The organism is uncultured Arcobacter sp. (genome assembly GCF_937982575.1).
Classification (GTDB): domain Bacteria; phylum Campylobacterota; class Campylobacteria; order Campylobacterales; family Arcobacteraceae; genus Arcobacter.
Map to the genome: position 1 here is coordinate 86,812 of NZ_CALJLR010000004.1, position 21,976 is coordinate 108,787.

At 30.3% G+C, this 21,976-nt stretch carries 24 protein-coding genes; 4 read left to right on the forward strand and 20 right to left on the reverse strand.

Annotated elements, in window-relative coordinates:
- Positions 1–7 precede the first annotated feature (7 nt).
- Complete coding sequence (locus tag Q0617_RS02470) at positions 8–1,036, reverse strand: NAD(P)-binding domain-containing protein (RefSeq protein ID WP_298750120.1); 1,029 nt, start codon at positions 1,034–1,036, stop codon at positions 8–10.
- A 136-nt stretch (positions 1,037–1,172) separates the two neighbouring features.
- On the opposite strand from Q0617_RS02470, the gene queF reads away from it, so the two are divergent.
- The 3 genes from queF to Q0617_RS02485 all read left to right on the forward strand — a co-directional run bounded on the left by queF (position 1,173) and on the right by Q0617_RS02485 (position 2,808).
- Positions 1,173–1,550, forward strand: a complete 378-nt coding sequence (gene queF / locus Q0617_RS02475; protein WP_298750121.1) for a preQ(1) synthase — start codon at positions 1,173–1,175, stop codon at positions 1,548–1,550.
- A 9-nt stretch (positions 1,551–1,559) separates the two neighbouring features.
- Positions 1,560–2,162 (forward strand): DNA-binding protein, encoded by a 603-nt coding sequence (locus tag Q0617_RS02480; RefSeq protein ID WP_298750123.1) that lies wholly within the window; start codon positions 1,560–1,562, stop codon positions 2,160–2,162.
- Positions 2,163–2,394: 232 nt separating this feature from the next.
- Complete coding sequence (locus Q0617_RS02485; protein ID WP_298750125.1) at positions 2,395–2,808, forward strand: YqaA family protein; 414 nt, start codon at positions 2,395–2,397, stop codon at positions 2,806–2,808.
- Here the strand turns inward: Q0617_RS02485 and Q0617_RS02490 are convergent.
- The 18 genes from Q0617_RS02490 to nifH all read right to left on the reverse strand — a co-directional run bounded on the left by Q0617_RS02490 (position 2,805) and on the right by nifH (position 19,260).
- Positions 2,805–3,575 (reverse strand): TOBE domain-containing protein, encoded by a 771-nt coding sequence (locus Q0617_RS02490; protein ID WP_298750127.1) that lies wholly within the window; start codon positions 3,573–3,575, stop codon positions 2,805–2,807. The two genes, Q0617_RS02485 and Q0617_RS02490, sit on opposite strands and share 4 nt — an antisense overlap.
- A gap of 45 nt (positions 3,576–3,620) precedes the next feature.
- Positions 3,621–4,004 (reverse strand): 4Fe-4S dicluster domain-containing protein, encoded by a 384-nt coding sequence (locus Q0617_RS02495; RefSeq protein ID WP_298750129.1) that lies wholly within the window; start codon positions 4,002–4,004, stop codon positions 3,621–3,623.
- Positions 4,005–4,067: 63 nt separating this feature from the next.
- Positions 4,068–4,526 carry a GNAT family N-acetyltransferase gene (locus Q0617_RS02500; protein WP_298750131.1) on the reverse strand — a complete coding sequence of 153 codons (459 nt, stop codon included), beginning with the start codon at positions 4,524–4,526 and terminating at the stop codon, positions 4,068–4,070.
- Complete coding sequence (clpX, locus tag Q0617_RS02505; protein WP_298750134.1) at positions 4,510–5,757, reverse strand: ATP-dependent Clp protease ATP-binding subunit ClpX; 1,248 nt, start codon at positions 5,755–5,757, stop codon at positions 4,510–4,512. The genes Q0617_RS02500 and clpX overlap by 17 nt, the downstream gene beginning before the upstream one ends.
- Positions 5,750–6,574, reverse strand: coding sequence for an SIR2 family protein (locus Q0617_RS02510; RefSeq protein ID WP_298750136.1), 825 nt, complete (start codon positions 6,572–6,574; stop codon positions 5,750–5,752). The genes clpX and Q0617_RS02510 overlap by 8 nt, the downstream gene beginning before the upstream one ends.
- 122 nt (positions 6,575–6,696) lie before the next feature.
- Positions 6,697–7,209, reverse strand: coding sequence for a hypothetical protein (locus Q0617_RS02515; RefSeq protein ID WP_298750138.1), 513 nt, complete (start codon positions 7,207–7,209; stop codon positions 6,697–6,699).
- The gene (locus Q0617_RS02520) at positions 7,199–8,761 is read right to left on the reverse strand and encodes a sigma 54-interacting transcriptional regulator (RefSeq protein WP_298750140.1); all 1,563 of its coding nucleotides are present in this window, start codon (positions 8,759–8,761) and stop codon (positions 7,199–7,201) included. Before Q0617_RS02520 ends, Q0617_RS02515 begins: the two co-directional genes overlap by 11 nt.
- Positions 8,762–8,842: 81 nt before the next feature.
- Positions 8,843–9,052, reverse strand: coding sequence for a putative nitrogen fixation protein NifT (nifT, locus tag Q0617_RS02525; protein ID WP_298750142.1), 210 nt, complete (start codon positions 9,050–9,052; stop codon positions 8,843–8,845).
- 21 nt (positions 9,053–9,073) lie between these two features.
- The gene (locus Q0617_RS02530; protein ID WP_298750144.1) at positions 9,074–10,723 is read right to left on the reverse strand and encodes an FAD-dependent oxidoreductase; all 1,650 of its coding nucleotides are present in this window, start codon (positions 10,721–10,723) and stop codon (positions 9,074–9,076) included.
- Between the two features lie 3 nt (positions 10,724–10,726).
- Positions 10,727–11,836, reverse strand: a complete 1,110-nt coding sequence (locus Q0617_RS02535) for an aldo/keto reductase (RefSeq protein WP_298750145.1) — start codon at positions 11,834–11,836, stop codon at positions 10,727–10,729.
- Positions 11,837–12,125: 289 nt separating this feature from the next.
- Complete coding sequence (locus Q0617_RS02540; protein ID WP_298750147.1) at positions 12,126–12,980, reverse strand: ATP-binding cassette domain-containing protein; 855 nt, start codon at positions 12,978–12,980, stop codon at positions 12,126–12,128.
- Positions 12,980–13,678, reverse strand: a complete 699-nt coding sequence (gene modB / locus Q0617_RS02545; protein ID WP_298750151.1) for a molybdate ABC transporter permease subunit — start codon at positions 13,676–13,678, stop codon at positions 12,980–12,982. The genes Q0617_RS02540 and modB overlap by 1 nt, the downstream gene beginning before the upstream one ends.
- Positions 13,671–14,072 carry a TOBE domain-containing protein gene (locus Q0617_RS02550; protein ID WP_298750153.1) on the reverse strand — a complete coding sequence of 134 codons (402 nt, stop codon included), beginning with the start codon at positions 14,070–14,072 and terminating at the stop codon, positions 13,671–13,673. The genes modB and Q0617_RS02550 overlap by 8 nt, the downstream gene beginning before the upstream one ends.
- The gene (gene modA / locus Q0617_RS02555) at positions 14,069–14,815 is read right to left on the reverse strand and encodes a molybdate ABC transporter substrate-binding protein (RefSeq protein WP_298750155.1); all 747 of its coding nucleotides are present in this window, start codon (positions 14,813–14,815) and stop codon (positions 14,069–14,071) included. Before modA ends, Q0617_RS02550 begins: the two co-directional genes overlap by 4 nt.
- Before the next feature lie 88 nt (positions 14,816–14,903).
- Positions 14,904–16,445 (reverse strand): nitrogenase molybdenum-iron protein subunit beta, encoded by a 1,542-nt coding sequence (nifK, locus tag Q0617_RS02560; protein ID WP_298750157.1) that lies wholly within the window; start codon positions 16,443–16,445, stop codon positions 14,904–14,906.
- Position 16,446: 1 nt separating this feature from the next.
- Positions 16,447–17,913, reverse strand: a complete 1,467-nt coding sequence (gene nifD, locus Q0617_RS02565) for a nitrogenase molybdenum-iron protein alpha chain (RefSeq protein ID WP_298750159.1) — start codon at positions 17,911–17,913, stop codon at positions 16,447–16,449.
- Positions 17,914–17,941: 28 nt separating this feature from the next.
- Positions 17,942–18,301, reverse strand: coding sequence for a hypothetical protein (locus Q0617_RS02570; RefSeq protein WP_298750161.1), 360 nt, complete (start codon positions 18,299–18,301; stop codon positions 17,942–17,944).
- Between the two features lie 44 nt (positions 18,302–18,345).
- Positions 18,346–19,260 carry a nitrogenase iron protein gene (gene nifH / locus Q0617_RS02575; protein WP_298750163.1) on the reverse strand — a complete coding sequence of 305 codons (915 nt, stop codon included), beginning with the start codon at positions 19,258–19,260 and terminating at the stop codon, positions 18,346–18,348.
- Positions 19,261–19,519: 259 nt separating this feature from the next.
- Here nifH and Q0617_RS02580 point away from each other — a divergent pair, with 259 nt between their 5' ends.
- Entirely contained in the window at positions 19,520–20,329 is an 810-nt protein-coding gene (locus Q0617_RS02580) for an arylamine N-acetyltransferase (RefSeq protein ID WP_298750166.1), read from the forward strand.
- A gap of 34 nt (positions 20,330–20,363) precedes the next feature.
- Here Q0617_RS02580 and Q0617_RS02585 read toward each other — a convergent pair whose 3' ends face one another.
- Positions 20,364–21,953, reverse strand: a complete 1,590-nt coding sequence (locus tag Q0617_RS02585; RefSeq protein WP_298750168.1) for a methyl-accepting chemotaxis protein — start codon at positions 21,951–21,953, stop codon at positions 20,364–20,366.
- Between the last annotated feature and the right edge of the window lie 23 nt (positions 21,954–21,976).

Sequence of the window (21,976 nt, forward strand, 5' to 3'; positions counted from 1 at the left end):
AATATTTTTATTTAAACTCAGGATTTCTTTTAAGAAACTCTTCTACTTTGTCCGTATAGGCATAAATTTTACCTGTTCTTCTCATGTATGAGTTTACTATATGATAGCCATGGTTTAGAGAAGCTGCAATGGAACCTCCTGTATTAAAAGCTATATCTCCAGCTACATATAAAAAAGGTATATTTGTACGATAGTGCTCATCATAGATAGGTTTGTTTTCATCATCTAACTCTATGCCACATTTTTTCAAGAAATCTATTGGACTAGTTCCTCCTATTGCATAAATAACCCTATCATATAAGGTAAAGTAACCATCATCAAAATTCACTTTTACTTTTCCATGTTCATTTTCTAAGGAGATAATATCTGTATTCATTCGTAGTCGAAGTTTCTCTTGTCCATTGTAGGTTTTTAGAATCTCTTCATTTTCAGGATTCAATCTAGTAAATTGAGATTTTCTATAAACTAGTGTGACATTGTTATTTTCATCAGCTAGTTCATAAGCATACTCAGCTGCACTATTTCCCCCTCCTACAACCAATACTTTTTCACCTTCACTACAGCCATCTAAATTTATATTTACTTTTGCTTTTAGTGATGGTGGGATTTTGTATTTTGGCATATTAGGCTTGCCCATTTTTCCTATTGCTATTACTACAGCTTTTGCTTTAAAACTTTGATTTCCTGTTGTAACTAGAAATTTCTCTTCATTATCTTTTTTAATTATTGATTCAACTTCTGTATTAAATAATGTATCTATCTTATCATGGTCCAAAAGTTTGTCAAAAAAGTCTAAGGTTGACTCTTTTGTTCCATCCATAAAAGGAATATTCCCCTCTATATCGACACTTTTGCCTTTCCAGTCTTTATCAACTCTTTTGTTCTCTTTATAAAATTTTCTAATAGTACTAGAGTGATTGTCAGCTTTATCTATTAGTATAATATTTTTGATACCATGAACGACTGCTTCAAGTGCTGTTGCAATGCCTCCAGGTCCACCACCAATTATTGCTATATCATATTCATCTGTTCTCATATGTAAACTCCATAAATAAGTTTTTCTAATACTATAATACCATGAAATTATATTAATATAACATTTGTAAGAATAGTTTTGATAAAATCATGTACTTATAATATTTAAAGAATTTTCAAGTAAAAGGCAAGATAGAATGAAATATGGTGAAAAAGAGATAGTTGAATTTGATATAAACAAAGAAGAAAACTTTTGGCCAAATGAAAATGACAAAAATTATGTGATAAATATAGAGCTGCCAGAATTTATGGCAAAATGCCCTAGAAGTGGCTATCCAGATTTTGCAACAATATTTTTACATTACACTCCAAATAAAACAGTTATAGAGTTAAAAGCTTTAAAACTATATATAAATTCATTTATGATTAGAGAAATTTCTCACGAAAATGTGGCAAATGAGATTTTTGATACTCTAATGGAAAAATTAGAGCCAAGATGGTTAAAAGTTGTAGCTGATTTCAAACCACGTGGAAATGTTCATACGGTTATTGAAATAGACTCAAATAAACTATAAGTTGTAACCTTGGAAAGATTAGTAACTACAGCACAAGCGGCGGAGATACTTGGAATATCTTTACAAGGTGTTCATTATAGAATAAAAAATAATCAATTAAAATCTATAAAACAATCTGGGAAAACCTATGTATATTTATGGGATGACAAGAGTAAGAAAGATGCTTATGTTGCTTCTGTAGAAGAAATAGCAGAAAAAAAAGAAGAAAATAGTGTATCTATTCAAAAAGTAATAGAGGGCAAAGATGAACAAATTGTTCTTCTAAAAAAATCTGTAAAATGGTTAAGAAGACAGTACCAAGAAGAAATAGCAAGATTAGAAAAAAATCAAGACAAAATAATAAGTGTCTTTGACTCAGAAATAAAACTTTTACAAAGTGCCTTCAATGAGATGCGTTCTGTTTATAAACCAAAGATAGAAGCTAGACCAGAGAAAAATAAGTTTATCTCTTTGCAGGATTTTACAGCTTTGATGAAAAGTTATAAAAAAAATGATAATGAAATAAAAAACTTGATTATAAAAGCTCTAAAAAGTGGGGATAAAAGATTTATTTATATTAAAAAGACAAAAAAAGTTTTGATATTAAATGAAGATTTTTCAGATTTTAAATAAGCAAAAAAAAAGAGTGCCAATAGCACTCCTCTCCAGATACCTAAACACACCATAAAAGAAGGTGCCTTGCTATGTTCCCATCCTGGGGCGTTGTCTTCAGATATAATTGTAAAGGTCTAAAGAAGAGCCCAAAAAATAAATTTTTATTCTTTGGGCTACTCTTTAGGAGTGAAATAGTATCAAAATAAACTTAAAATTATAATAAATTTTAAAAGTAGGAAAAAGAAAGTTGATGACTTATTTAGCACTTCTCTTCTCAAGTTTCATATCTGCAACACTTTTCCCAATGGGAAGTGAGGCTTTACTTGTATATGATATCTTAGAAGGGTATAACGTATATCTACTTCTTTTTGTGGCTACTTTAGGAAATAGTGCGGGTGCTTGTTTAAATTACTATTTGGGGCTGAAGGGTGAAGAGTATTTAGAAAATAAGAATATCATCTCAAAAAAGAGTTTACAAGGTGCTAAAAGCTTTTTTGATAAATATGGAGCTTGGTCATTACTTCTATCTTGGGTGCCATTTATTGGCGATCCTATAACTTTTATTGCAGGTATTTTAAAGTTTAATTTCAAATACTTTTTATTATTGGTTGTTATTTCAAAATTTTCTAGATATGCTGTTTTGGCTTATATCACTTTATCTTAAATAATATTTATGTTGTATGCTTTGAAAAAGGCATAAATTAGATTATTTTTTTCAATTGATAGGTTTTTATAACTAGAGTTTGTGATTTTTGCATTTATTATATCTTTATCTCCACAATCAATAGTCAAATAGGTGCTTATTCCATCATCATCTATCTCTTTTACTCTACCTTTAAGGTAGTTTCTAGCACTACTAGAGTTTTCATCTTTTGTAATAACTACGGAGCTAGTTTCAATTAATAGTTTTACAGGTTTATCAACTTTTAACTCTCTTTTTAATAAAAATTCTTCATTTACAATAGTTATTAATTTTTGTTTTGAGTTTAAGATAATCTCTATTTCACAGGTTTTATTTGTTGAAATAATATTTGTAATAATTCCTTGAAGTTTTGAGAAAACAGGTTTTTCATTTTTTAGGTCAATTACTAATCCATCAAAAAGATTAGTCATATTTTTTAAATAAGTTTCATGTAGATTTTTTAACTCATCATAAGCATTGATGATCTCTTTTGCATAGGTTGTTATTACTGTTCCACCTCCACCAACGCCACCAGTTACTTTAGTAACTAAAGGTTCACGAGATAGTTTATTCATAATATCAACACTATCCCAAGCAGCTTTATAGCTCATTTTCATTTGCTTTGCTGCTTTAGAGATAGATCCATAAATTTGGATGTTTTTTAGAAGTTCAACTCTTCCTTTGCCAATAAAGGCTTTTTCATCTTTGTTTACCCAAAAATTGCCATCTATATTAAATTTATTTTCCATAAATGAAATATAACCGAATGGGCATTAATTGTCAACAATCAAAGACTAAAATTGTCCTACGTTTGCGTAAGATTCTCTATCTTCAATAGATATATCTTCGATAAACTTTTGAGCTTTTACAGTAGGTAACATAAGACCTTTTGTTTTATGTTCTCTAATTTTATATGTTCCTTCGTCATTACCCATTGCATAGTACTCAGAATACTCTGCAGTATAAGGCATATCCCATACAATTGCACCTTCTGTTGGACATGCTTCTGCACATCTTGGTTTGTCTGCATGATCAACACACTCAACACATGATTCTGGTTTTACATAAAATACATCTGTAGGATTTTTTGCATGACCATCTTCTAAAATTGCTGCCACTGGACACTCTGGAGCACATGCCTCACAACTTATACACTCTTCTGTAATTTTAACTGCCATTGTCTTTCCTTATATAAATATATAAAAAGAAGATGCAAATAGTGTTCCATTATTGAATTATTTTTATAGAGTGTAGTACCAAGCGTTTAAATTACTTTGTTTAAATTTCTTATTTGTATAAAACTCTTTTGCAGTTATATTGTCTTCATCGCAGACAAGTTGTAGTCTTGTTAGGCTATTTTTTTCAGCATAATCTTTTATATATTCAAAAAGATAAGTTCCAACTCCTAAATCCCTATAATCATCTTTGATTATAAAATCCTCAATAAGTCCGACTTTTGTTCCCATAACTGTAGAGATAATCTTTTGTATTGTTATCATTCCAATTATTTCATTTTCAAATTTTACGATTATTACTTGGGAGTTTCTAGAATTGATTAATAAGTTTAATCCATCTTTATGTTTTTTTTCATCAAAAAAGAAATCTTTTTCTATACTAAATAGTGCTTTAAGAAGTGTTACAAGTATAGGTATATCTACACTTGTAGCTTTACATATTTGTAAATTACTTCTTAATATCATCGTAGCTTATCTCTTTTGAGACTTTTTTTTCACTACTTTTTGTATAAATCAAATCCACATCTTTATTTTCAGTTATGTAATCTTTTGTAATCACACAGGTACCAAGATTCTCTTCAGATGGTATTGTGTATTGAAGAGGAAGCATAAGTCTCTCTATGATACCTCTAAGACCTCTAGCACCTACATCTTTTTCATAAGCAATATTTGCTATTTCATCTAAGGCTTTATCTTCAAATTTTAAATCAACTCCATCAAGCTCAAAAAGTATTTCATACTGTTTTGTGATGGCATTTTTAGGCTCTTTTAAAACTCTGATTAAATCATCTTTTGAAAGCTTGTTAAGTTCAGCAATTACTGGAATTCTTCCAATAAACTCTGGAATCAATCCAAAAGAGATAAGCTCTTTTGCTTCTATATCTTTTTTATCTTTTTGTTTGCTATCTTTATTTAAGAATCCCATAACAGATGATTTATCTTTATTTTCATCTTTTCTTAATCCTACAAAAGCACCACCACAGATAAATAAGACATGGGTAGTATCAAAAATAATTGTTTCAGCTGAAGAGTTTTTTCTACTTCCTTTTACAGGAACATAAACTTCTGCACCTTCTAGGATTTTTAATAAACCTTGTTGAACACCTTCTCCACTTACATCTCTTCCACTTGTAGCACTTTCACTTTTATTGGCAATTTTATCTATTTCATCAATATAGACAATCCCTCTTTTTGCTTTTTCCAAGTCAAAATCAGCAGCTGCAAGAAGTCTTGAAAGTATAGATTCAACATCTTCACCCACATATCCAGCTTCTGTTAAAGCTGTTGCATCTGCAACGGCAAAAGGTACGTCCATGATTTTTGCTAATGATTTTGCAAGTAGAGTTTTACCACTTCCTGTAGGACCTATTAACATAATATTTGACTTTTCAAGTTCAACATTTTTGATTATTGGTTTATCAATTCTTTTGTAATGGTTATATAAAGCTACTGCTAAAACTTTTTTAGCATCATCTTGTCCTATTACATATTCATCAAGATGTTCTTTTATTTTAATTGGAACACTAAGACCTTTTTGAAACTCTTTTTTAGCCTCTTTTATGGTCTCTTTTTCCATAACATTTGAACACATAGAGATACATTCATCACAAATATTTGATTTTTCACTTGAAAATATTTTTTTGACCTCTTTTATCTCTTTTCCACAAAAGTCACATGATTTTAATTTACTAGGCATGGCTATTTATAAACTCATTTAAACTCAAATTTAAATTTTCTAAATTGTGAGTTTTAATAAATTTATCCTCTTTTTTTGTTAGTTCAGGTTTATTAAGTATAGTAAACCCACCTTTTAAATCCATCGTAATCTCATTTGCTACCATTCTAAAAGTATCTTTAGCAAAATCAACACCCATAAAAAGGTACTCTTTATCTTTTCTAAAATCTTTTAGTATAGCAGGTATAGCAAAACCACCCATGGCTTCAGTTAACCAATCCACAAAATCAGCATCTGAGATGATAAAATTCATCTCAGGTTTTGTTGAACCCATAGGTTTAAATAAAATTGGTAAATCTAAAGTTAAGGCTTCTTTTTCTATTTTTTCATAATCATTTTTACTAACATCAAATTTATATATTATAAATCTATCATAATCAGCAGTTATTCTAGAAACTCCTGTGATAAGAAAGTGTTCTTCATCACTGTAGATTTTTTGTAGGCTATCATCCATATTTGTATCAATGATATATTTTGGTTTGATTTGTTTTAGCCAAGTGTATACATTTGGTAAATCATACTCTTTAGAACTGTAGATATGATTAGTCATTTGAATTATAAATTCTCTACCTTTTCTTTGCTCTAAACTCATAGCTGCACGACTGTATTCATACATAAGTCTTGGGCTCATAGCTCTTCCGTTATTTAAAGCTAAAATCATCGAATCGCTATCAAATGGAAGCTTTGTTCCATCTTTTGCAGTACAATCTTCGAATACACCCATCCCTAAAAATGGGACAATAGTGCCACTTTTTAATTTTTCTATTAAGTTATCCATTATGGTATCCAATCTATTACTTTATCTGTATATAATATGCAAATGCCGTTCCCTTTGATTAATCATTTTAAAATACACTACACTAGCCTAAAACTAGAGAGTTTAAGGCAAAAACAAAGGGATTAATCGTGGCAACCAACTCCTGTATATGATTGGTAAACTTTGTTTAGTTCGATTCTAATTCTATCCATATCTAAAGGTTTCTCTAAATTTTCTGGCATATCAATATGGTAGATTGCGCCATCTTTTCCAACTAAGAATAGTGCTTTTGTTAGACTATTTTCTAAACTTCCATTTATGATTTTTGTGCCATACATATTTGCAAAATCTTCATTTATATCAAAAACTGGAATTATTTTTTTAAATTTATAATCAAAATTTGTGTTTTTATTAAAAATTAAATAGGTAAAAATTTCAACTTCTGCATCATTCATAAACTCATCAAAAGCTATGATTTCTTCTTTAAAGTCTTCAAAATTTGGAAATGATAAAAAAATCTGAATCATTCTATTTGGACTTGCTTTTTTTATAGTTAACTCATTTCCTTGTAAATCTATAGCTTCAATATTTTCTGCCATATATCCAACATCAATAAACTCATCAATAAGTTGAAACTCTTCATTTTTATAATTCATTTGTTATTCCATATTTATTGATTTTATAACCAATTTGTCTAAGTGTTATGCCTAACTCTTTTGCCGCATGTGATTGATTAAAATTATTTGCAATTAAAGCTTCTTCTATAGCTGCTTTTTCCATCTCTTCTAAACTTTGTTTAGGTAGAGGAGTTTGTTGAGTTGCTGCAGCAATAGGTTTATTCTCTATTTTACCTCGTTCAAGTGCTGGAAGAAGTAGTTGCATATCAAGGGCATCTATACCATCTTCATTTCCCATTAATACAATTCTTTCAATTGTATTTTCAAGCTCTCTTACATTTCCTGGCCATGGATAAGCAGCAAGTATTTCCATTGCATCATCTAAAATCTTTACGCTCTTTTTATGATTTTTTATTGCGCGTTCTAAGAAATAGTTTACAAGCTGTTTTATATCATTACCTCTTTCTCTAAGAGCTGGAAGATCTATAGGAATAACATTTAATCTATAGTATAAATCTTCTCTAAATTTACCCTCTTTTACCATTTGTTCAAGATTTCTATTTGTTGCAGCAACTAGCCTAACATTTACTTTAATTGTTTTACTTCCACCAACTCTTTCAAATTCTCGCTCTTGAAGTACCCGTAAAAGTTTTACTTGTGCTGAAGCAGAGATATCACCTATTTCATCTAAAAATAGTGTTCCCCCATCTGCTAGTTCAAATCTTCCTTTTCTTGTCTCTCTTGCATCGGTAAAGGCACCTTTTTCATGACCAAAAAGTTCACTTTCCAATAAAGTATCAGTAATTGCAGCACAATTTAATTTAATAAATGGTTCATCTTTTCTTTTACTTCTTTTATGAATAGCAGCGGCAACTAACTCTTTACCTGTACCTGTTTCCCCTCGCACTAAGATAGTAACCTCAGATTGGGCTATTCTTTCTATTACTTTGAAAACTTGTTCCATTTTTGGGCTATCACCAATGATATCTCCAAAGTTGTGAACTTTTGAGTCCCATTCCATTTTATAATATGATTTCAACTCTTCTAATCTTTCTTTCTCTCTGTTAAATAGTTGATAAGAGTAAATAGCTTGTGCAAATATTGAAGCAATAATTGTCAATATTCTTACGCAATCCTCAAATCCTATTTCTGTACTCTTTGTAAGAGCAGCACCTAAAACACCAACTGTTTGATTATCTACAACTAAAGGAACTGCAACATATGAGAGATCTGAAAAGTCTCTTTTTCCTGATTTGTTTAAAAATAGTGAATCACTATGAATATTTTCTACAACTACAGGTTCTTTAGATTCAGCTGCAATACCAGTTGCACCTTCACCTATTTTATACGTTGCTAATTTTTTTTGAATAGCTGTAAGTTCTACAGATGCAAATACTGATAGTAGGTCTTCGTCTAAAACATGTACAGTACAATTTGTAAGGTTTAGACTATTTTTTAAAATCTTTATGGATTTTTCTAAAGAAGTTTTTAAATCATAGTGATTTGAAATAACTGCTGAAATCTCATAAAGTGTTGTTAACTCTTTTAGTGTTAGACATGAATTACAGGCTGTATTATCAAATAGCGACATAAAAATCCTTTTTTACTATTAGTATAGCATGGTGAATAGAAATTCACAAATTAATTTGTATAAAAAATATACAAATTAATCTTAACCATTTAGTTTTTTACAAACTTCTTCTTTTGGTAGGTTTTTAGGTCCTGGTTGTATCCACCAAGTCTCTCCATTTGAAAGTTCACACTCTCCACCCCAGTTTTCTTCAGTATTAAACTCAACAGACTCTATAATCTCTTCCATATCTTTTTTTGCAAAATAAAAATATATTTTGCCCTCATTTTCTCTTAACATTACTTTTGCCATTTTATTCTCCTTTTTTTAAATTTAATCCATTCTATTTATAAATAGATTTCTTATTTTTGTAAGTATTGAGTTATCTTCATATCTTAATCTGAAGAAACCTTTTTGAATCTCTTTTATTAAAATATGTTTTTTATATTTAATATTTTCTTCACTATAATCTTCCCTAAAATGGGCCCCTCGACTCTCTTTTCTTTTCTTAGCAGCAAGTATAATTGCTTCAGAAATCTCTAGGGCATTTCGTAGTTCTAAAATAGAGACAAGTTCAACATTATTTCTTTTTTCTTTATTTATACAATGTAGTGAATATGATTCTCGTCTTAGGTATTTTACATAATCAAAGGCTTTTATTAAGCTTGTTTTTGAGCGTTTGATTCCTACTTTTTCAAACATTGCTTTTCCTAAAGATATTCTAATAGCATTGAAGTTTTTTGATGTTTCACCATCAAAAATTTTATCTATATTTTGAATATCTTTTATCACATCATTATAATCAATTGGTAAAAAGTCATTAAACTGGGCATGTTTACTAGCTTTTATTCCTGCTAATACACCAAAAACAGTCCCTTCTAGAAGTGAATTTCCTCCAAGTCTATTTGCCCCATGTACACCATTTGCTGCCATCTCTCCACAAACATAAAGACCTTTTATATTGGTTGTTCCCATTTTAGTATCAACTCCACCCATACTATAATGGGCTACTGGTTTTATTTTTAACAACTCTTTACTTATATCAATGCCTACTTGATTATATGCAGCGTTGAATAGAGAAGGTAGCTTTTCTTGGATTTTCTCAAGTCCTAAATGTCTTAGGTCTATAAAGACCTCTTTGCCATTTTGTTGTTGTTCAAGTATTGCTTTTGCAATCTTATCTCTGGTCTCAAGTTCATTAATAAACCTTTCTCCATCACTATTTATTAAATAGCCACCCTCACCCCTTGCTGCCTCAGTTACCAAATAATTTGTTTTTGCTATTCCTGTTGGATGAAATTGTAAAAACTCCATATCTTTTAAAACCATTCCAGCTCTTAAACAAACAGCTAATAAATCACCTGTATAATCTTGTGCATTTGTTGAGTTTCCTCTAAATATACCAGCATATCCCCCACCTGCTAAAACAACAGATTTTGCAGGATAGACTAAAACTGAAGAGTCTGATCTTCTTAAACAAACAACACCAGAAATTGAAGTTTTATATCTTGCTAAATTTAAGACATAAGTATTAACTAAAAATGTAATCCCTACCTCTTTTGCTTTTTTTATAAGTGCTTGAGTTATTGCAAATCCAGTTTTATCTCCCACATAACAAGTTCTATTAACAGAACCTCCACCAAAAGGTCTTTGTAAGATATCCCCCTTTTCATCTTTATCAAACTCAACACCGTAGTCTTGAAGTTTTGTGATGATATCAGAGGCACTTTTACACATATAGTTTATGGACTTTATATCACCTAATCCCTTTGAAGAGTTAAATGTATCATTAATATGTGAGTTTAGTTCAGTAATGTTATCTTTATCTAAAACTGCATTTATTCCACCACTAGCCATGGCAGAATTAGATTTAAATATATTTCCCTTGGTAATTACAGCGACGCTATTATCAACCTCTTTGGCCTCTATTGCTGCCATTAGTCCAGCAATTCCTCCACCTACAACTACTACATCATAAATCATTATTTATACTCTATACATTAGGTCGTAGTGTGCTCTTGGAGTTGTTTTTATTTCAGTTATTTTTAGATTACTTTTTATATGTACAGGAACCTTAGATGCAAAAAGTGAACTTATTATTCCTGGTGTTGAACGTACAAATTGAAGTGCTAGTTGAATATCATTTTCTAAAACCATTTTATTATCAAGTAAATAACCAGTTTCTGCTTTAAATGATTTTTTAAATAGATTCATTTGAAGTAATGAAGAACTGCTAATTACTCCAACTTTAAGTCTATGTGCTGCTTGTAAAAGTGTACACTCTTCACCTTTTACACTCTGTGTTGGCATAGTATATATTGAGGTTTTTGCTATGTTAAATGGTGTTTGAATATATTTAAAGTGATGATTCTCTCCACCAACATTTTGTGCAATATTTACTAAATCTTCTAAGTTAATATGTTCACCTGTAGATTTATCACTAAATCCATTCCAAACAGCAACTCCATAATATTTTATAAAGCCCATAGTTACCATTTTTTCAAGTCTTCTGAAGATGGTTTCTACTTTTTTTAGGAACTTTTTATATCCATGTTTTTGTATTTGTATCTCTGGATTATGTAAGTAGTAGATATCAAATTTATCAATTCCCATATTTTCTAAAGATTTTTTACAAGACCACTCTATAAAGTCAGCACTTAAACAGTGTTGGTCAAGTTCTATGTCATCTTTTGTTGCAAGTTTTGAATCGATGATATTCTCTTCAATCCAAGTATATGGGTTTTTTGGAAATGGATATTCAAGTTGAATAAAACCACCCTTTGAACAAATAATTAGTTCTTCTCTTGTAACTATTTTCTCTTCAAAAAGCTCTTTTAGTGCTATTCCTATCTCTTTTTCACTTTGTCCATATCTATAATTACTTGCAGAATCTATAAGGTTTATACCATTTTTAACAGCCTCTTTTACACCTTCAATATAATGAAAAACATAATTCTCTTCTTTGTAAGGCTCTTTATTAAAAGTTCCAAGACCAAGTTTTGAGAAAATCAGGTCATTGCTTTTAATATAAAATTCTTTATAAGTTGAAAACTTTTTTGCAAAATTATGAGTTGCTTCTAGAGTTGCTTCTGCCATAAATACTTCTTCCTTTTTAAATCCCTTTTAAAAAAAGAGTAAAGTCGGGAAACTTTACTCTTTAAAATTTAACTACAAAAGGTTAGATAATGTATATGCAAGAAGTGTTCCGTAGATTTTTATGCTTTATTTTTATATTTATAATTTGTGTAAAGAATAATTCCAGTAGTGTATAAAATTAGTATTAGAGGTAAAATAAACTTCTCAAGTTCCAAATGCAATCCTTTTTTAAATATACTAAGTAAGTTGCAAGTAGCATTCCTTTTAGGCAAATGAATAATTTATTTTATTATTTTTTATTTATCATTGGTGCAAAAGCTTTTGTACTCACTTGTACAATTTGACCAATTTGTAAATCTTGTGCTTCTTCCTTTCCTACTACTATTTCTACAAGCTGTTGTCCAATTGCTACAATTGCTATAAAAATCACATCTACTTTTACAATATCTAGTAACTCCCCTTCAAAAGAGAATTTTTGTGTACCGCTAGTTTTAAGTAATACATCTTTGGCTTGTCCATCATTTATAACTTGACCATGATTTAATACAACAACTCTATTTGACAATCTATATATCTCACTTGGATCATGACTTACCATTATAGTTGTAGTATTAAACTTCTTATGCAAGCTTAGTATCTCGCCTTGGAGTTTATTTCTCATTTGTGGGTCTAAAGCAGATAAGGGTTCATCCATAAGTAGAAGTTTTGGTCTGTTCATCATAGCACGACATAGACTAACTCTTTGTTTTTGACCTCCACTTAGAGTGTTTGGTAATCTCTTTTTTAGTTCACTTAACTCTGTTATTTCTAAAAGTTCATTGGCAAGATTTTTGTCTTTATTTACATATAAAAGATTTTCTTCAATACTCATATTTGCAAAAAGTGCATAATCTTGAAATACAAATCCTATTTTTCGTTTTTGTGGTGATATTACATTTTTGTTTTCCAACCAAACTTCATCTGCAATACTTATATGTCCAGTTGCAGATTCTAGTCCTGCTAGGATTCGCAGAAGTGTAGTTTTCCCACTACCACTTTGTCCTGCTAGGGCAACAAAATCACCCTCCTTAATAGTAAGATTTACATCTAAATCCATATCTCCATTTGCCCCATGAAGTTTTTTATTAATATCTATTTTTAGCATTAGGCAACTCCACCAAGTTTTTTATTGTTTTTACCATTAAATATATATACACTTAAAAGTACTAAGAAGCTAATAATTACCATAATAGCACTATAAATATGAGCCATACTATAATCCATAATTTCAACAAATTCATAAATTGCTACAGAGGCTACTTTTGTATCTCCTGGAATACTTCCACCCACCATAAGAACTACTCCAAACTCTCCAACTGTATGAGCAAAAGTTACAATTATAGCAGTCATTAAGGCTGGTTTTATGTTTGGTAAGGCTACTCTTATCATGGTTTCTAATTTACTTTTCCCACTTATATAACTAGCTTCTAGCATGTTTTTATTTATACTTTCAAAGCCACTTTGAAGTGGCTGCATCATAAAAGGAAGTGAATAAAAACAGCTAGCAATGACAAGTCCAGTAAAGTTAAAAACAAGTTTTATTCCAAAAGTCTCTTCAAAAAATGCTCCAATAGGAGAGTTAATAGAGAGTGCCCATAAAATATAAAACCCTAAAACAGAAGGAGGAAGTACAATAGGAAGTGCAGTTATAGCTTCGAATATTGGTTTAAATTTTGATTTTGTTTGTGATAAATACCAAGAAAAAGGTAAAGATATAACAAACAAAATCAAAGTGGTAACAAAGGCCAATTTAAATGATAATAAAAAAGGGGTAAACTCTAGGCTTTTTAGTATTTCAATCATTTATCACCTCATATATTGATAAATCACTAGCTTTTATTAAAACCGTAACTTCATCATCTTTTTTTAAATCCATTTTAGAAGAATTTGATTGGGTAATAATTGATTCTAAATTTAGCTCTTTTACTTTTAGAGAAATAGAACTTAAAAGTTTTCCATTATCTACTTCTTCTATTTTTGCCTTGAATTGATTGGAGAAGCTTAGCATTCCTTCAAAGTTTTTTGCCACTAAGATATTTGTAGATTTTACTATCAAAATGACTTTTTGACCCACTTTTATATTTTCACTTAAATCCAAACTCATCATTTTAAGACTGATTCCCAAAAAGTCAAATTGAACAATATTAAGATTATCAATATTGTCTATTTGAGATATGATTGCTTCTATTTTATTCATGGTACTAAATATCCAAACTCTTTAAATATTTTTTTTGCATTTTTACTTAAGATAAAGTTATAAAATGCTTCTACTTCTTTATTATCTTTTGCATTTTTTAGTATAACTATTCCCTGGTTGATTGGAGTATAGAGTCTCTCTTCTACCTCTATCCAATTAATCCCTTTTTTATACATACTCATCTTTGGGCTGTATAAAGATGACTTTGCAATAAAACCAATATCAGTAGCTGTTAGTGTGTAGGTAACAGTTTGTGAGATTGACTCTGCATATACTAGTTTCTTTACAATATTCTCATATATTTTTGCATTTTTCATAGCTTCAAGGGCAGCTTTTCCATAGGGTGCAGTTTTAGGATTTGCAATTGCGATTTTTTCTATTGAATTATCTACTGCAAGATTGATTCCCTTTGAAAAGTTTAGTTTTTTTGCACTTAAGATTGCTAAACTTCCTTGGGCATAAATTATTGGCTTTGTTATGGCAATATTTTCACTAAAAAGTGCATTTGGGTATTTCATATTTGCTGCCATAAAAAGATTATAAGGTGCTCCGTTTTTAATTTGAGCAGTTAGTTTTCCACTACTTCCAAGTGTTACATGAACTTTTGTATTTGGATTAGTTTTATTAAACTCTGTTATTAAATCATTGATTGCATAGCTTACATTTGCTGCAACTGCAATATTAATTTTATTTGCAAATAGCGTTATACCCAATAATAAAACTCCTAAGACTATTTTTTTCATCTTTTTTCCTTATTGATAAAAGCATTATATATTTTTATATATAACGATTAGCTAAAAAAAACTAGAGGAAAAACCTCTAGTTTTAAAATTATCTTACTGAATCGAAGAAATAATCTGTTTCAGCAATATCTTTTGTCTCTTCATCTAATTGGTCTAAGATACCATTAGTAATCCAAGTTAAAAGGTTGATAGCTCCCTCATAACCACTCATAGAGTATCTATGTAAGTGATGTCTATCAAAAATTGGGAAACCAATTCTGATAAGTGGGATTTTTGTATCTCTGTAAAGTTCTTTACCATAAACGTTACCAATCATGAAATCAACTGGTTCTGTGAATAATAATGATCTTAATGCCCATAAATCTTTACCTGGCCAAATGTTACATTCGTCAGTTCTGTTTGATTTATCTAAGATTGCTCTCATTTCTGCTTCCCAGTTTTTTCTAGGAGCATTGTGACAAACAACATGTGTTGGGATTGCACCCATTTCAACTAAGAAAGAAACCATTCCTAAAAGGAAATCAGGATCTCCCCAGATTGCAATTTTTTTACCATGCATATATGGGTAAGAATCTTGCATTGCATCAACTAGCTTAGCTCTTTGATTTTTTAATTCTTCAGGAACTTCTTTACCAGTTAATTCTGCTAATTTCATAACAAATGCATCAGTACCACTTAAACCAATTGGATTACAAGTTTCGTAAGTTTGTTTCCATTTGTTTTTAATAGTTTTAGCAGTTGCAATAGAAGAATACTTTTGTAAAGATATAGTTGCTTTTGCATTAATTGAAGTCTTAAGATCTTCAATTTTTGTTCCACCAGCGTATAATTTATATTCACCAGCTCCTGTATCCCATTGTTCTTCATGGTCACCTAACATTACAATTTTGTCACCGAACATTTTAGAAATATTTTTAATCTCTTTTAAAGAACCTAAATATGGTTCAAATCCAGGGATAATATTAATTCTTTCTTCATCAACAGCACCTTTTTCAGTACTAACTTGCTCTAAGATAGATTTCATCATATTATCATAACCTGTAATATGAGAACCTACGAATGAAGGAGTATGTGCATTAGGAATGATAACATTGTCTAATTCACCCTCAGCATCTTCTTTAGCTCCAAGAATAAAAGCACCAAGGTCATCCCCGATAACTTCTGCCATACAAGTAGTAGATACAGCTATCATATCTGGCTTATAAAGTGCATTACAGTTTCTTAAACCATCTTTCATATTTGATAATCCACCAAATACCGCTGCAGATTCACTCATAGAATCAGAAACACATGGAGTTGGTTCTTTAAAGTGTCTTGTAAAATAAGTTCTAAAGTATGAAACACATCCATGAGAACCATGTACATAAGGCATAGTATTTTCAAAACCAAGACCAGCCATTACAGCACCTAGAGGTTGACAAGCTTTAGCAGGATTAACAGTAATTGCTTCTCTTGCTAAGTTTTTTTCTCTATAATCCCATGATTTAGTCCACTCTTGGATTTCATCAACTTTAGCAGGATTAATAGAACCCATGTTACCTTCGAATTCTTTTTTGTTTTTTAAAACTTCTTGATATTCAGGTTTTAAAAACAGTTTTTGTCCGTTTACTATATTATCTAAATCTTGCATATTACGCTCCCTCTACTTCTTTATCCCATGGAGCTGTAGTATGATCCCATACAGGAGAATTCATAGCCAAATCCATATCTTTTGCAAAAATTGCAAATGCGTCATACCCATGGTATGGTCCACTGTAGTCCCAAGAGTGCATCTGTCTAAATGGTAGACCCATTTTTTGGAATACATATTTCTCTTTAACACCAGCTGCAACTAAGTCAGGTCTTAATTGTTTAACAAACTCTTCTAACTCATACTCATTTGCATCATCATAAATAAGTGTTGATCTTTCTAAATCTTCTTTAGTTCTTTTATAATCATCACCATGTCCAAACTCATAACCAGTACCAATAACTTCCATTCCTAAATCTTCATAAGCACCAATAACGTGTCTTGGTCTTAATCCACCAACATAAAGCATAACTTTTTTACCCTCTAACATTGGTCTATATTTAGCAATAACAGCATCTGTCATAGCAGTATACTTAGCTATTGTAGCTTCAGTTTTTGCTTGGATTGTTTCATCAAAGAATGAAGCAATTTTTCTTAAAGACTCAGTAGTTTTACTTGGTCCAAAGAAGTTATATTCCATCCAAGGTATACCAAACTCTTGCTCCATATGTCTAGAAATATAGTTCATAGATCTATAACAGTGAAGTAGGTTTAATTTTGCTTTTGGAGCAATTGCTAACTCTTTATAAGTAGCATCACCAGACCATTGTGCAATAACTCTTAATCCCATTTCTTCTAAGATTAATCTTGTTGACCAAGCATCACCACCGATATTATAATCACCGATAATTGCAACGTCATAAGGAGTTGTTTCGAAATCTTTTCTATGTGATGTATCTGGCATAACGTGATCTCTAATCATGTCATTTGCGATGTGGTGACCAAGAGATTGTGAAACCCCTCTAAACCCTTCACATGATACAGCAACAGTTTGATGACCTGTCTCTTTTTTATGTACTTTAGCTACTGCTTGAATATCGTCACCGATTAGACCGATTGGACATTCTGATTGAATTGAAATACCATTGTTTAATGGGAATAATTCATCAATCTCTTCTAACGCTTTTTTAAGTTTTTTATCTCCACCAAATACGATATCTTTTTCATTAAAGTCAGTCGAGAAATTCATAGTAACAAATGTATCTACACCAGTTGTTCCTATATAATAGTTTCTTCTTCCACCTCTTGAATATTGCCCACAACCTATTGGTCCATGAGAAATATGAATCATATCTTTAATTGGTCCCCAAACAACACCTTTAGATCCTGCATATGCACAACCTCTTTGAGACATTACTCCTGGTACAGTTTGTTTATTACTTCTTGTAGTATCACAAGAACCTTTTACACCCTCTGGATTATCAACCCCAAGGTGTTTTGCTCTATTTTTTTTAGCTTTTTCTGGATAAGCTTCTAGTACATCAGCAATTGCTTGCTTTTGAATACTTTCTAATGTTTCTGGTCCCATAATTTTCTCCTTTGAAAGAAAAAGTAGCTTATGCTACTTTAACTCTATATAGATTCATGTCATCTAATTTTTTACAAATTGCTTTAGTTGCATCACCGTCAACAGATTTTGAGATTTCAGAAATTTGGTATTTGTTAGTATAATAAACCATTTTAAAACCATCTTTTTCTTTACACTCAGTATTAGTATAATAATCAACTAAGGCAGTATGTAAAAAAGAACCTTCTGGGATAGAAATTTCTTCTAATTTAACACCTTCTCTTGTTTCACTTGAAACAGTTACAGATTTACCTGTAGCATCAATTCCATCTTGTACTTTCTCTATTACTTTATCAAAACTTACATCATTACCCATATCAGCTGGGAAGTGGTATCCACATACAAACATTTTGTTCTCCTTATATTTCTTTTTTTTATTTTTTAATTTATTTATTAAGCTTCTTCTGCTTTTTTACCTAAGTTTTCTTCGTCAACTTCTTCTTCAAGACCGAATTCCATTAATAGGTTTTCTAAGTCATCCATTTCTAATGGCTCAGGAATAACTTTTAAGTCATTAGCAATAATTTTTCTTGCTAACTCTTTATATTCCATAGCTTGGTCAGATGATGGTGAGAATTCAACAACTGTCATTCTTCTTAACTCAGCTCTTTGAACGTGGTTAGATCTTGGTACGAAGTGAATCATTTGAGTACCGATTTGTTGTGCTAAGTGTTTAGATAAATCATACTCTTTATCTGTCATTCTTGCATTACAAATTAAACCAGCAAGTCTAACTCCACCAGTATTTGCATATTTTAAAATACCTTTAGAAATGTTATTAGCTGCATACATAGCCATCATTTCACCAGACATTACAATATAAATCTCTTGTGCTTTACCTTCTCTAATAGGCATAGCAAATCCACCACAAACAACATCTCCAAGAACGTCATATGAAACGAAATCTAATTCATCATCATAAGCACCTTCTTCTTCTAGGAAGTTAATTGCTGTAATAACACCTCTACCTGCACATCCAACACCTGGCTCAGGACCACCTGATTCAGTACAATTAATGTAACCTTCAGTTATATCATTGTTATCTGGGTGAAATTCTCCAGCACCTGGTTTACATACATCTTCTAATTCTAAATCTTCAACAGTTCCAGCTTCAGCTGCAAGTTGCATAATTGTACATTGAGCTTTCTCATGTAATATTAATCTAGTTGAATCTGCTTTTGGATCACACCCAACGATTAAAATTTTCTTTCCATAATAATGACACATTGCTGCTAATGTATTTTGAGATGTAGTTGATTTACCAATCCCACCTTTTCCGTAAAACGCTATTTGTCTTAAATCTGACATATTGTCTCCTTTTAATATTATAATTACAAAATAGATAATTGCACATAGTGTTCCACAGAAGTTTTTTTATATAAAGAAATTTTACAATTTACTTAAAATCCCTAAAATATGGGATTTTATTGATATAATATTTTAAAAAAAGAAAAAATAGGATAAAATCTATCTTATTTACACTATTGTTTTACAATGACTTTTTTTGTAAATATTGATAAAATTACTACAAAATCTAGTAGTATTTTTTTAACTTTTAGGATAATAAATGAGAGACATAGTAAAGAATTATTTAAAAACTTTAGGATTTGATAAGCAAATTAGTAGCTTAGATGAAATTACTCACTTAATAAAAGCACATTTAAAAACATTTTCTTTTTCTAGTATGACTGTTTTATTAAAAGATGAAATATCTTTGGATATAAATAAGATATATGAAAAGATTGTTATAAATAAAAGAGGTGGATATTGCTTTGAGCACAATAAACTTTTTTTTGTAGTTTTATCTGAGTTAGGTTTTGATGTAAAATCATATATGGCAAGAGTTGTTAACAATACAAACAACATTGTTCCAAAAACCCATAGATTTACAATTTTAAACTTTAATGATGAAAGATATCTAATTGATGTGGGTATTGGATTTAGATCTCCTTGTGTTCCAGTTAAAATAATAGATGAATTCACGCCAAGTCATTTGGGTATTTCATACTGTGTTAAAACATTGGAAAAGAATCTTTTTGCCCTAGCGTCATTAAAAGATGAAGAAAAATTTACTATCACAAATTACGAGTTAAACAATTATAATGAAGCAGATTATGAAATGGGACACTTCTATTCACACAAACATCCATCCGCAGTTTTTGTAAATAACTTAGTAATCTCATCCATAAATGATACTGAAATAAGAAGTTTACGAAATGACAACTATATAAAGATATATGAAAATTCACAAGAAGAGATTTTAATTGACAGTTTTGAAACTTTTAAAAAAATAGTATCAAATGATTTTAATATGAGTTTTAACGAAGAAGAGTTAGAGTCTATTTTTAATAATTATGTTAAAAATAAACTCTTGTAACTTTTTTAATTTTTGTTTTATATATGGGAAAACTTTAAAAGCTTTCCCATTCATCTTTAGTTGTTTTAGGTCTTATTATTTCATTTTTTGAAATTCTTGTTTGTTCATTCTTTTTTTGTGAAGAAGCAGTTTTATTCTCTTTTACTTGAGTAGATTTAGATTGTTCAGCTTTTAAGTTCATCTCTTTTGCTTTCACTTCATTTTTACCAATAAACTCTTTTTCGTTTGCTTCTGAAACGACAAGTTTAGCAATAGTATCTGTTGTAACTGCTATATCATGAGCTTGTGATGCAATCATAGCATTTTCTTGTGTTTGTTGATCAAGTTGATTGACTGCTGAATTTATTTGCTCTATTCCAGTTTGTTGTTCTTTACTTGACATCTCAATATCTGAAATTAGATTTATAGTTTTTTGAATATTTTCATTTAACTCTTTATATCCAATAATCATATTTCCAGCTATATTTTTACCTTCATTTGCTTTTAATGTAGCATTTTCAACTATAGCTTTTATCTCTTTAGCTGCTTCTGCGCTCCTTGAAGCTAGATTTCTTACCTCTTGAGCAACTACCGCAAAACCTTTTCCAGCTTCTCCTGCCGTTGCTGCTTCAACGGCTGCATTTAGGCTTAGGATATTTGTTTGAAATGCTATTTGATCAATTACACTAATTGCTTCATTTATTGATTTTACTTGTACATTAATTTCATCCATTGCAACTGTTGTTTGATTTGCAAGGTTTTCTCCGTTTGAAGCAGAAGTTGTAACATTATTTGAGTAGCTTGCCATTTTTGCAATATTTTCAGTATTGTTTCTAATATTTGATGTTATCTCTTCAAGTGCTGCTGCTGTCTCTTCTAAAGAAGCTGCTGCTTCATTTGAACTTTGATTTAATTTATCTACATTTATTAAAAGTAAATCTGAACTTTTATCGAGTGTTAATCCATTTGCTTTATTTTCGACCAACATATCATTTACAACATTTGCTAGGTTATTTAATCCTTCAGATACCTCTCCTGAATCTTCAGATATTCTATGTGTAAAGTCTAACTTTTGATAAGATAATAGGGCATCTGAAATTTTATTTAAATCACCACCAACTTTAGTAGATACAATGTCAAATAGCTCATTAACCCCATTTTTAAGGTTTTCGATGCCATCATTTTTAGTTGTTTCTTTTATAGTTTGTTTCATAATTCCTGTTTTTGCTAAATCAATTGCTGCATTAACTGATTGGATTACTTTTTTTGCATCAGTAATATCTTGAGCAAATTTAACAACACGAGTTACTTTTCCACTTTTATTTTTTACTGTTGTATATGAAGCTTGAATCCAAACAGATGTACCATCTTTTCTGATTCTTTCAAATTCGTCAATTTGAGCTATTCCATTTGCTAGATTTTTCCAAAAATCAGCATATGCTTGTGTAGTTGTATAGGTTTTATCACAAAACATTCTATGGTGCTTCCCTACTACTTCACTTGGTTTATAACCACCTAATGCATTTAAGAAATTGTCATTTGCATGAATTATTGTGCCATCTGGCTTAAATGATATAATTGCAAAGTTTTCTTCCATAGCAGTTAATCTTCCTGCTTCTTCTTCTGTTTTTCCAAAATTAAACATAATATTCCTTTATGATTCTTACT

Bases quoted from the DNA above. Each gene is read 5' to 3' on its own strand.
- Q0617_RS02515 (WP_298750138.1), bottom strand. From the start codon at position 7,209: ATGAATTATAAAAATGAAGAGTTTCAACTTATTGATGAGTTTATTGAT.
- Q0617_RS02485 (WP_298750125.1), top strand. From the start codon at position 2,395: ATGACTTATTTAGCACTTCTCTTCTCAAGTTTCATATCTGCAACACTT.
- nifH (WP_298750163.1), bottom strand. From the start codon at position 19,260: ATGTCAGATTTAAGACAAATAGCGTTTTACGGAAAAGGTGGGATTGGT.
- clpX (WP_298750134.1), bottom strand. From the start codon at position 5,757: ATGCCTAGTAAATTAAAATCATGTGACTTTTGTGGAAAAGAGATAAAA.
- nifD (WP_298750159.1), bottom strand. From the start codon at position 17,913: ATGGGACCAGAAACATTAGAAAGTATTCAAAAGCAAGCAATTGCTGAT.
- Q0617_RS02495 (WP_298750129.1), bottom strand. From the start codon at position 4,004: ATGGCAGTTAAAATTACAGAAGAGTGTATAAGTTGTGAGGCATGTGCT.
- Q0617_RS02540 (WP_298750147.1), bottom strand. From the start codon at position 12,980: ATGCTAAAAATAGATATTAATAAAAAACTTCATGGGGCAAATGGAGAT.
- queF (WP_298750121.1), top strand. From the start codon at position 1,173: ATGAAATATGGTGAAAAAGAGATAGTTGAATTTGATATAAACAAAGAA.
- Q0617_RS02585 (WP_298750168.1), bottom strand. From the start codon at position 21,953: ATGTTTAATTTTGGAAAAACAGAAGAAGAAGCAGGAAGATTAACTGCT.
- modB (WP_298750151.1), bottom strand. From the start codon at position 13,678: ATGATTGAAATACTAAAAAGCCTAGAGTTTACCCCTTTTTTATTATCA.
- nifT (WP_298750142.1), bottom strand. From the start codon at position 9,052: ATGGCAAAAGTAATGTTAAGAGAAAATGAGGGCAAAATATATTTTTAT.
- Q0617_RS02500 (WP_298750131.1), bottom strand. From the start codon at position 4,526: ATGATATTAAGAAGTAATTTACAAATATGTAAAGCTACAAGTGTAGAT.
- Q0617_RS02510 (WP_298750136.1), bottom strand. From the start codon at position 6,574: ATGGATAACTTAATAGAAAAATTAAAAAGTGGCACTATTGTCCCATTT.
- Q0617_RS02550 (WP_298750153.1), bottom strand. From the start codon at position 14,072: ATGAATAAAATAGAAGCAATCATATCTCAAATAGACAATATTGATAAT.
- Q0617_RS02530 (WP_298750144.1), bottom strand. From the start codon at position 10,723: ATGATTTATGATGTAGTAGTTGTAGGTGGAGGAATTGCTGGACTAATG.
- Q0617_RS02490 (WP_298750127.1), bottom strand. From the start codon at position 3,575: ATGGAAAATAAATTTAATATAGATGGCAATTTTTGGGTAAACAAAGAT.
- Q0617_RS02520 (WP_298750140.1), bottom strand. From the start codon at position 8,761: ATGTCGCTATTTGATAATACAGCCTGTAATTCATGTCTAACACTAAAA.
- Q0617_RS02470 (WP_298750120.1), bottom strand. From the start codon at position 1,036: ATGAGAACAGATGAATATGATATAGCAATAATTGGTGGTGGACCTGGA.
- Q0617_RS02580 (WP_298750166.1), top strand. From the start codon at position 19,520: ATGAGAGACATAGTAAAGAATTATTTAAAAACTTTAGGATTTGATAAG.
- Q0617_RS02570 (WP_298750161.1), bottom strand. From the start codon at position 18,301: ATGTTTGTATGTGGATACCACTTCCCAGCTGATATGGGTAATGATGTA.
- modA (WP_298750155.1), bottom strand. From the start codon at position 14,815: ATGAAAAAAATAGTCTTAGGAGTTTTATTATTGGGTATAACGCTATTT.
- Q0617_RS02535 (WP_298750145.1), bottom strand. From the start codon at position 11,836: ATGGCAGAAGCAACTCTAGAAGCAACTCATAATTTTGCAAAAAAGTTT.
- nifK (WP_298750157.1), bottom strand. From the start codon at position 16,445: ATGCAAGATTTAGATAATATAGTAAACGGACAAAAACTGTTTTTAAAA.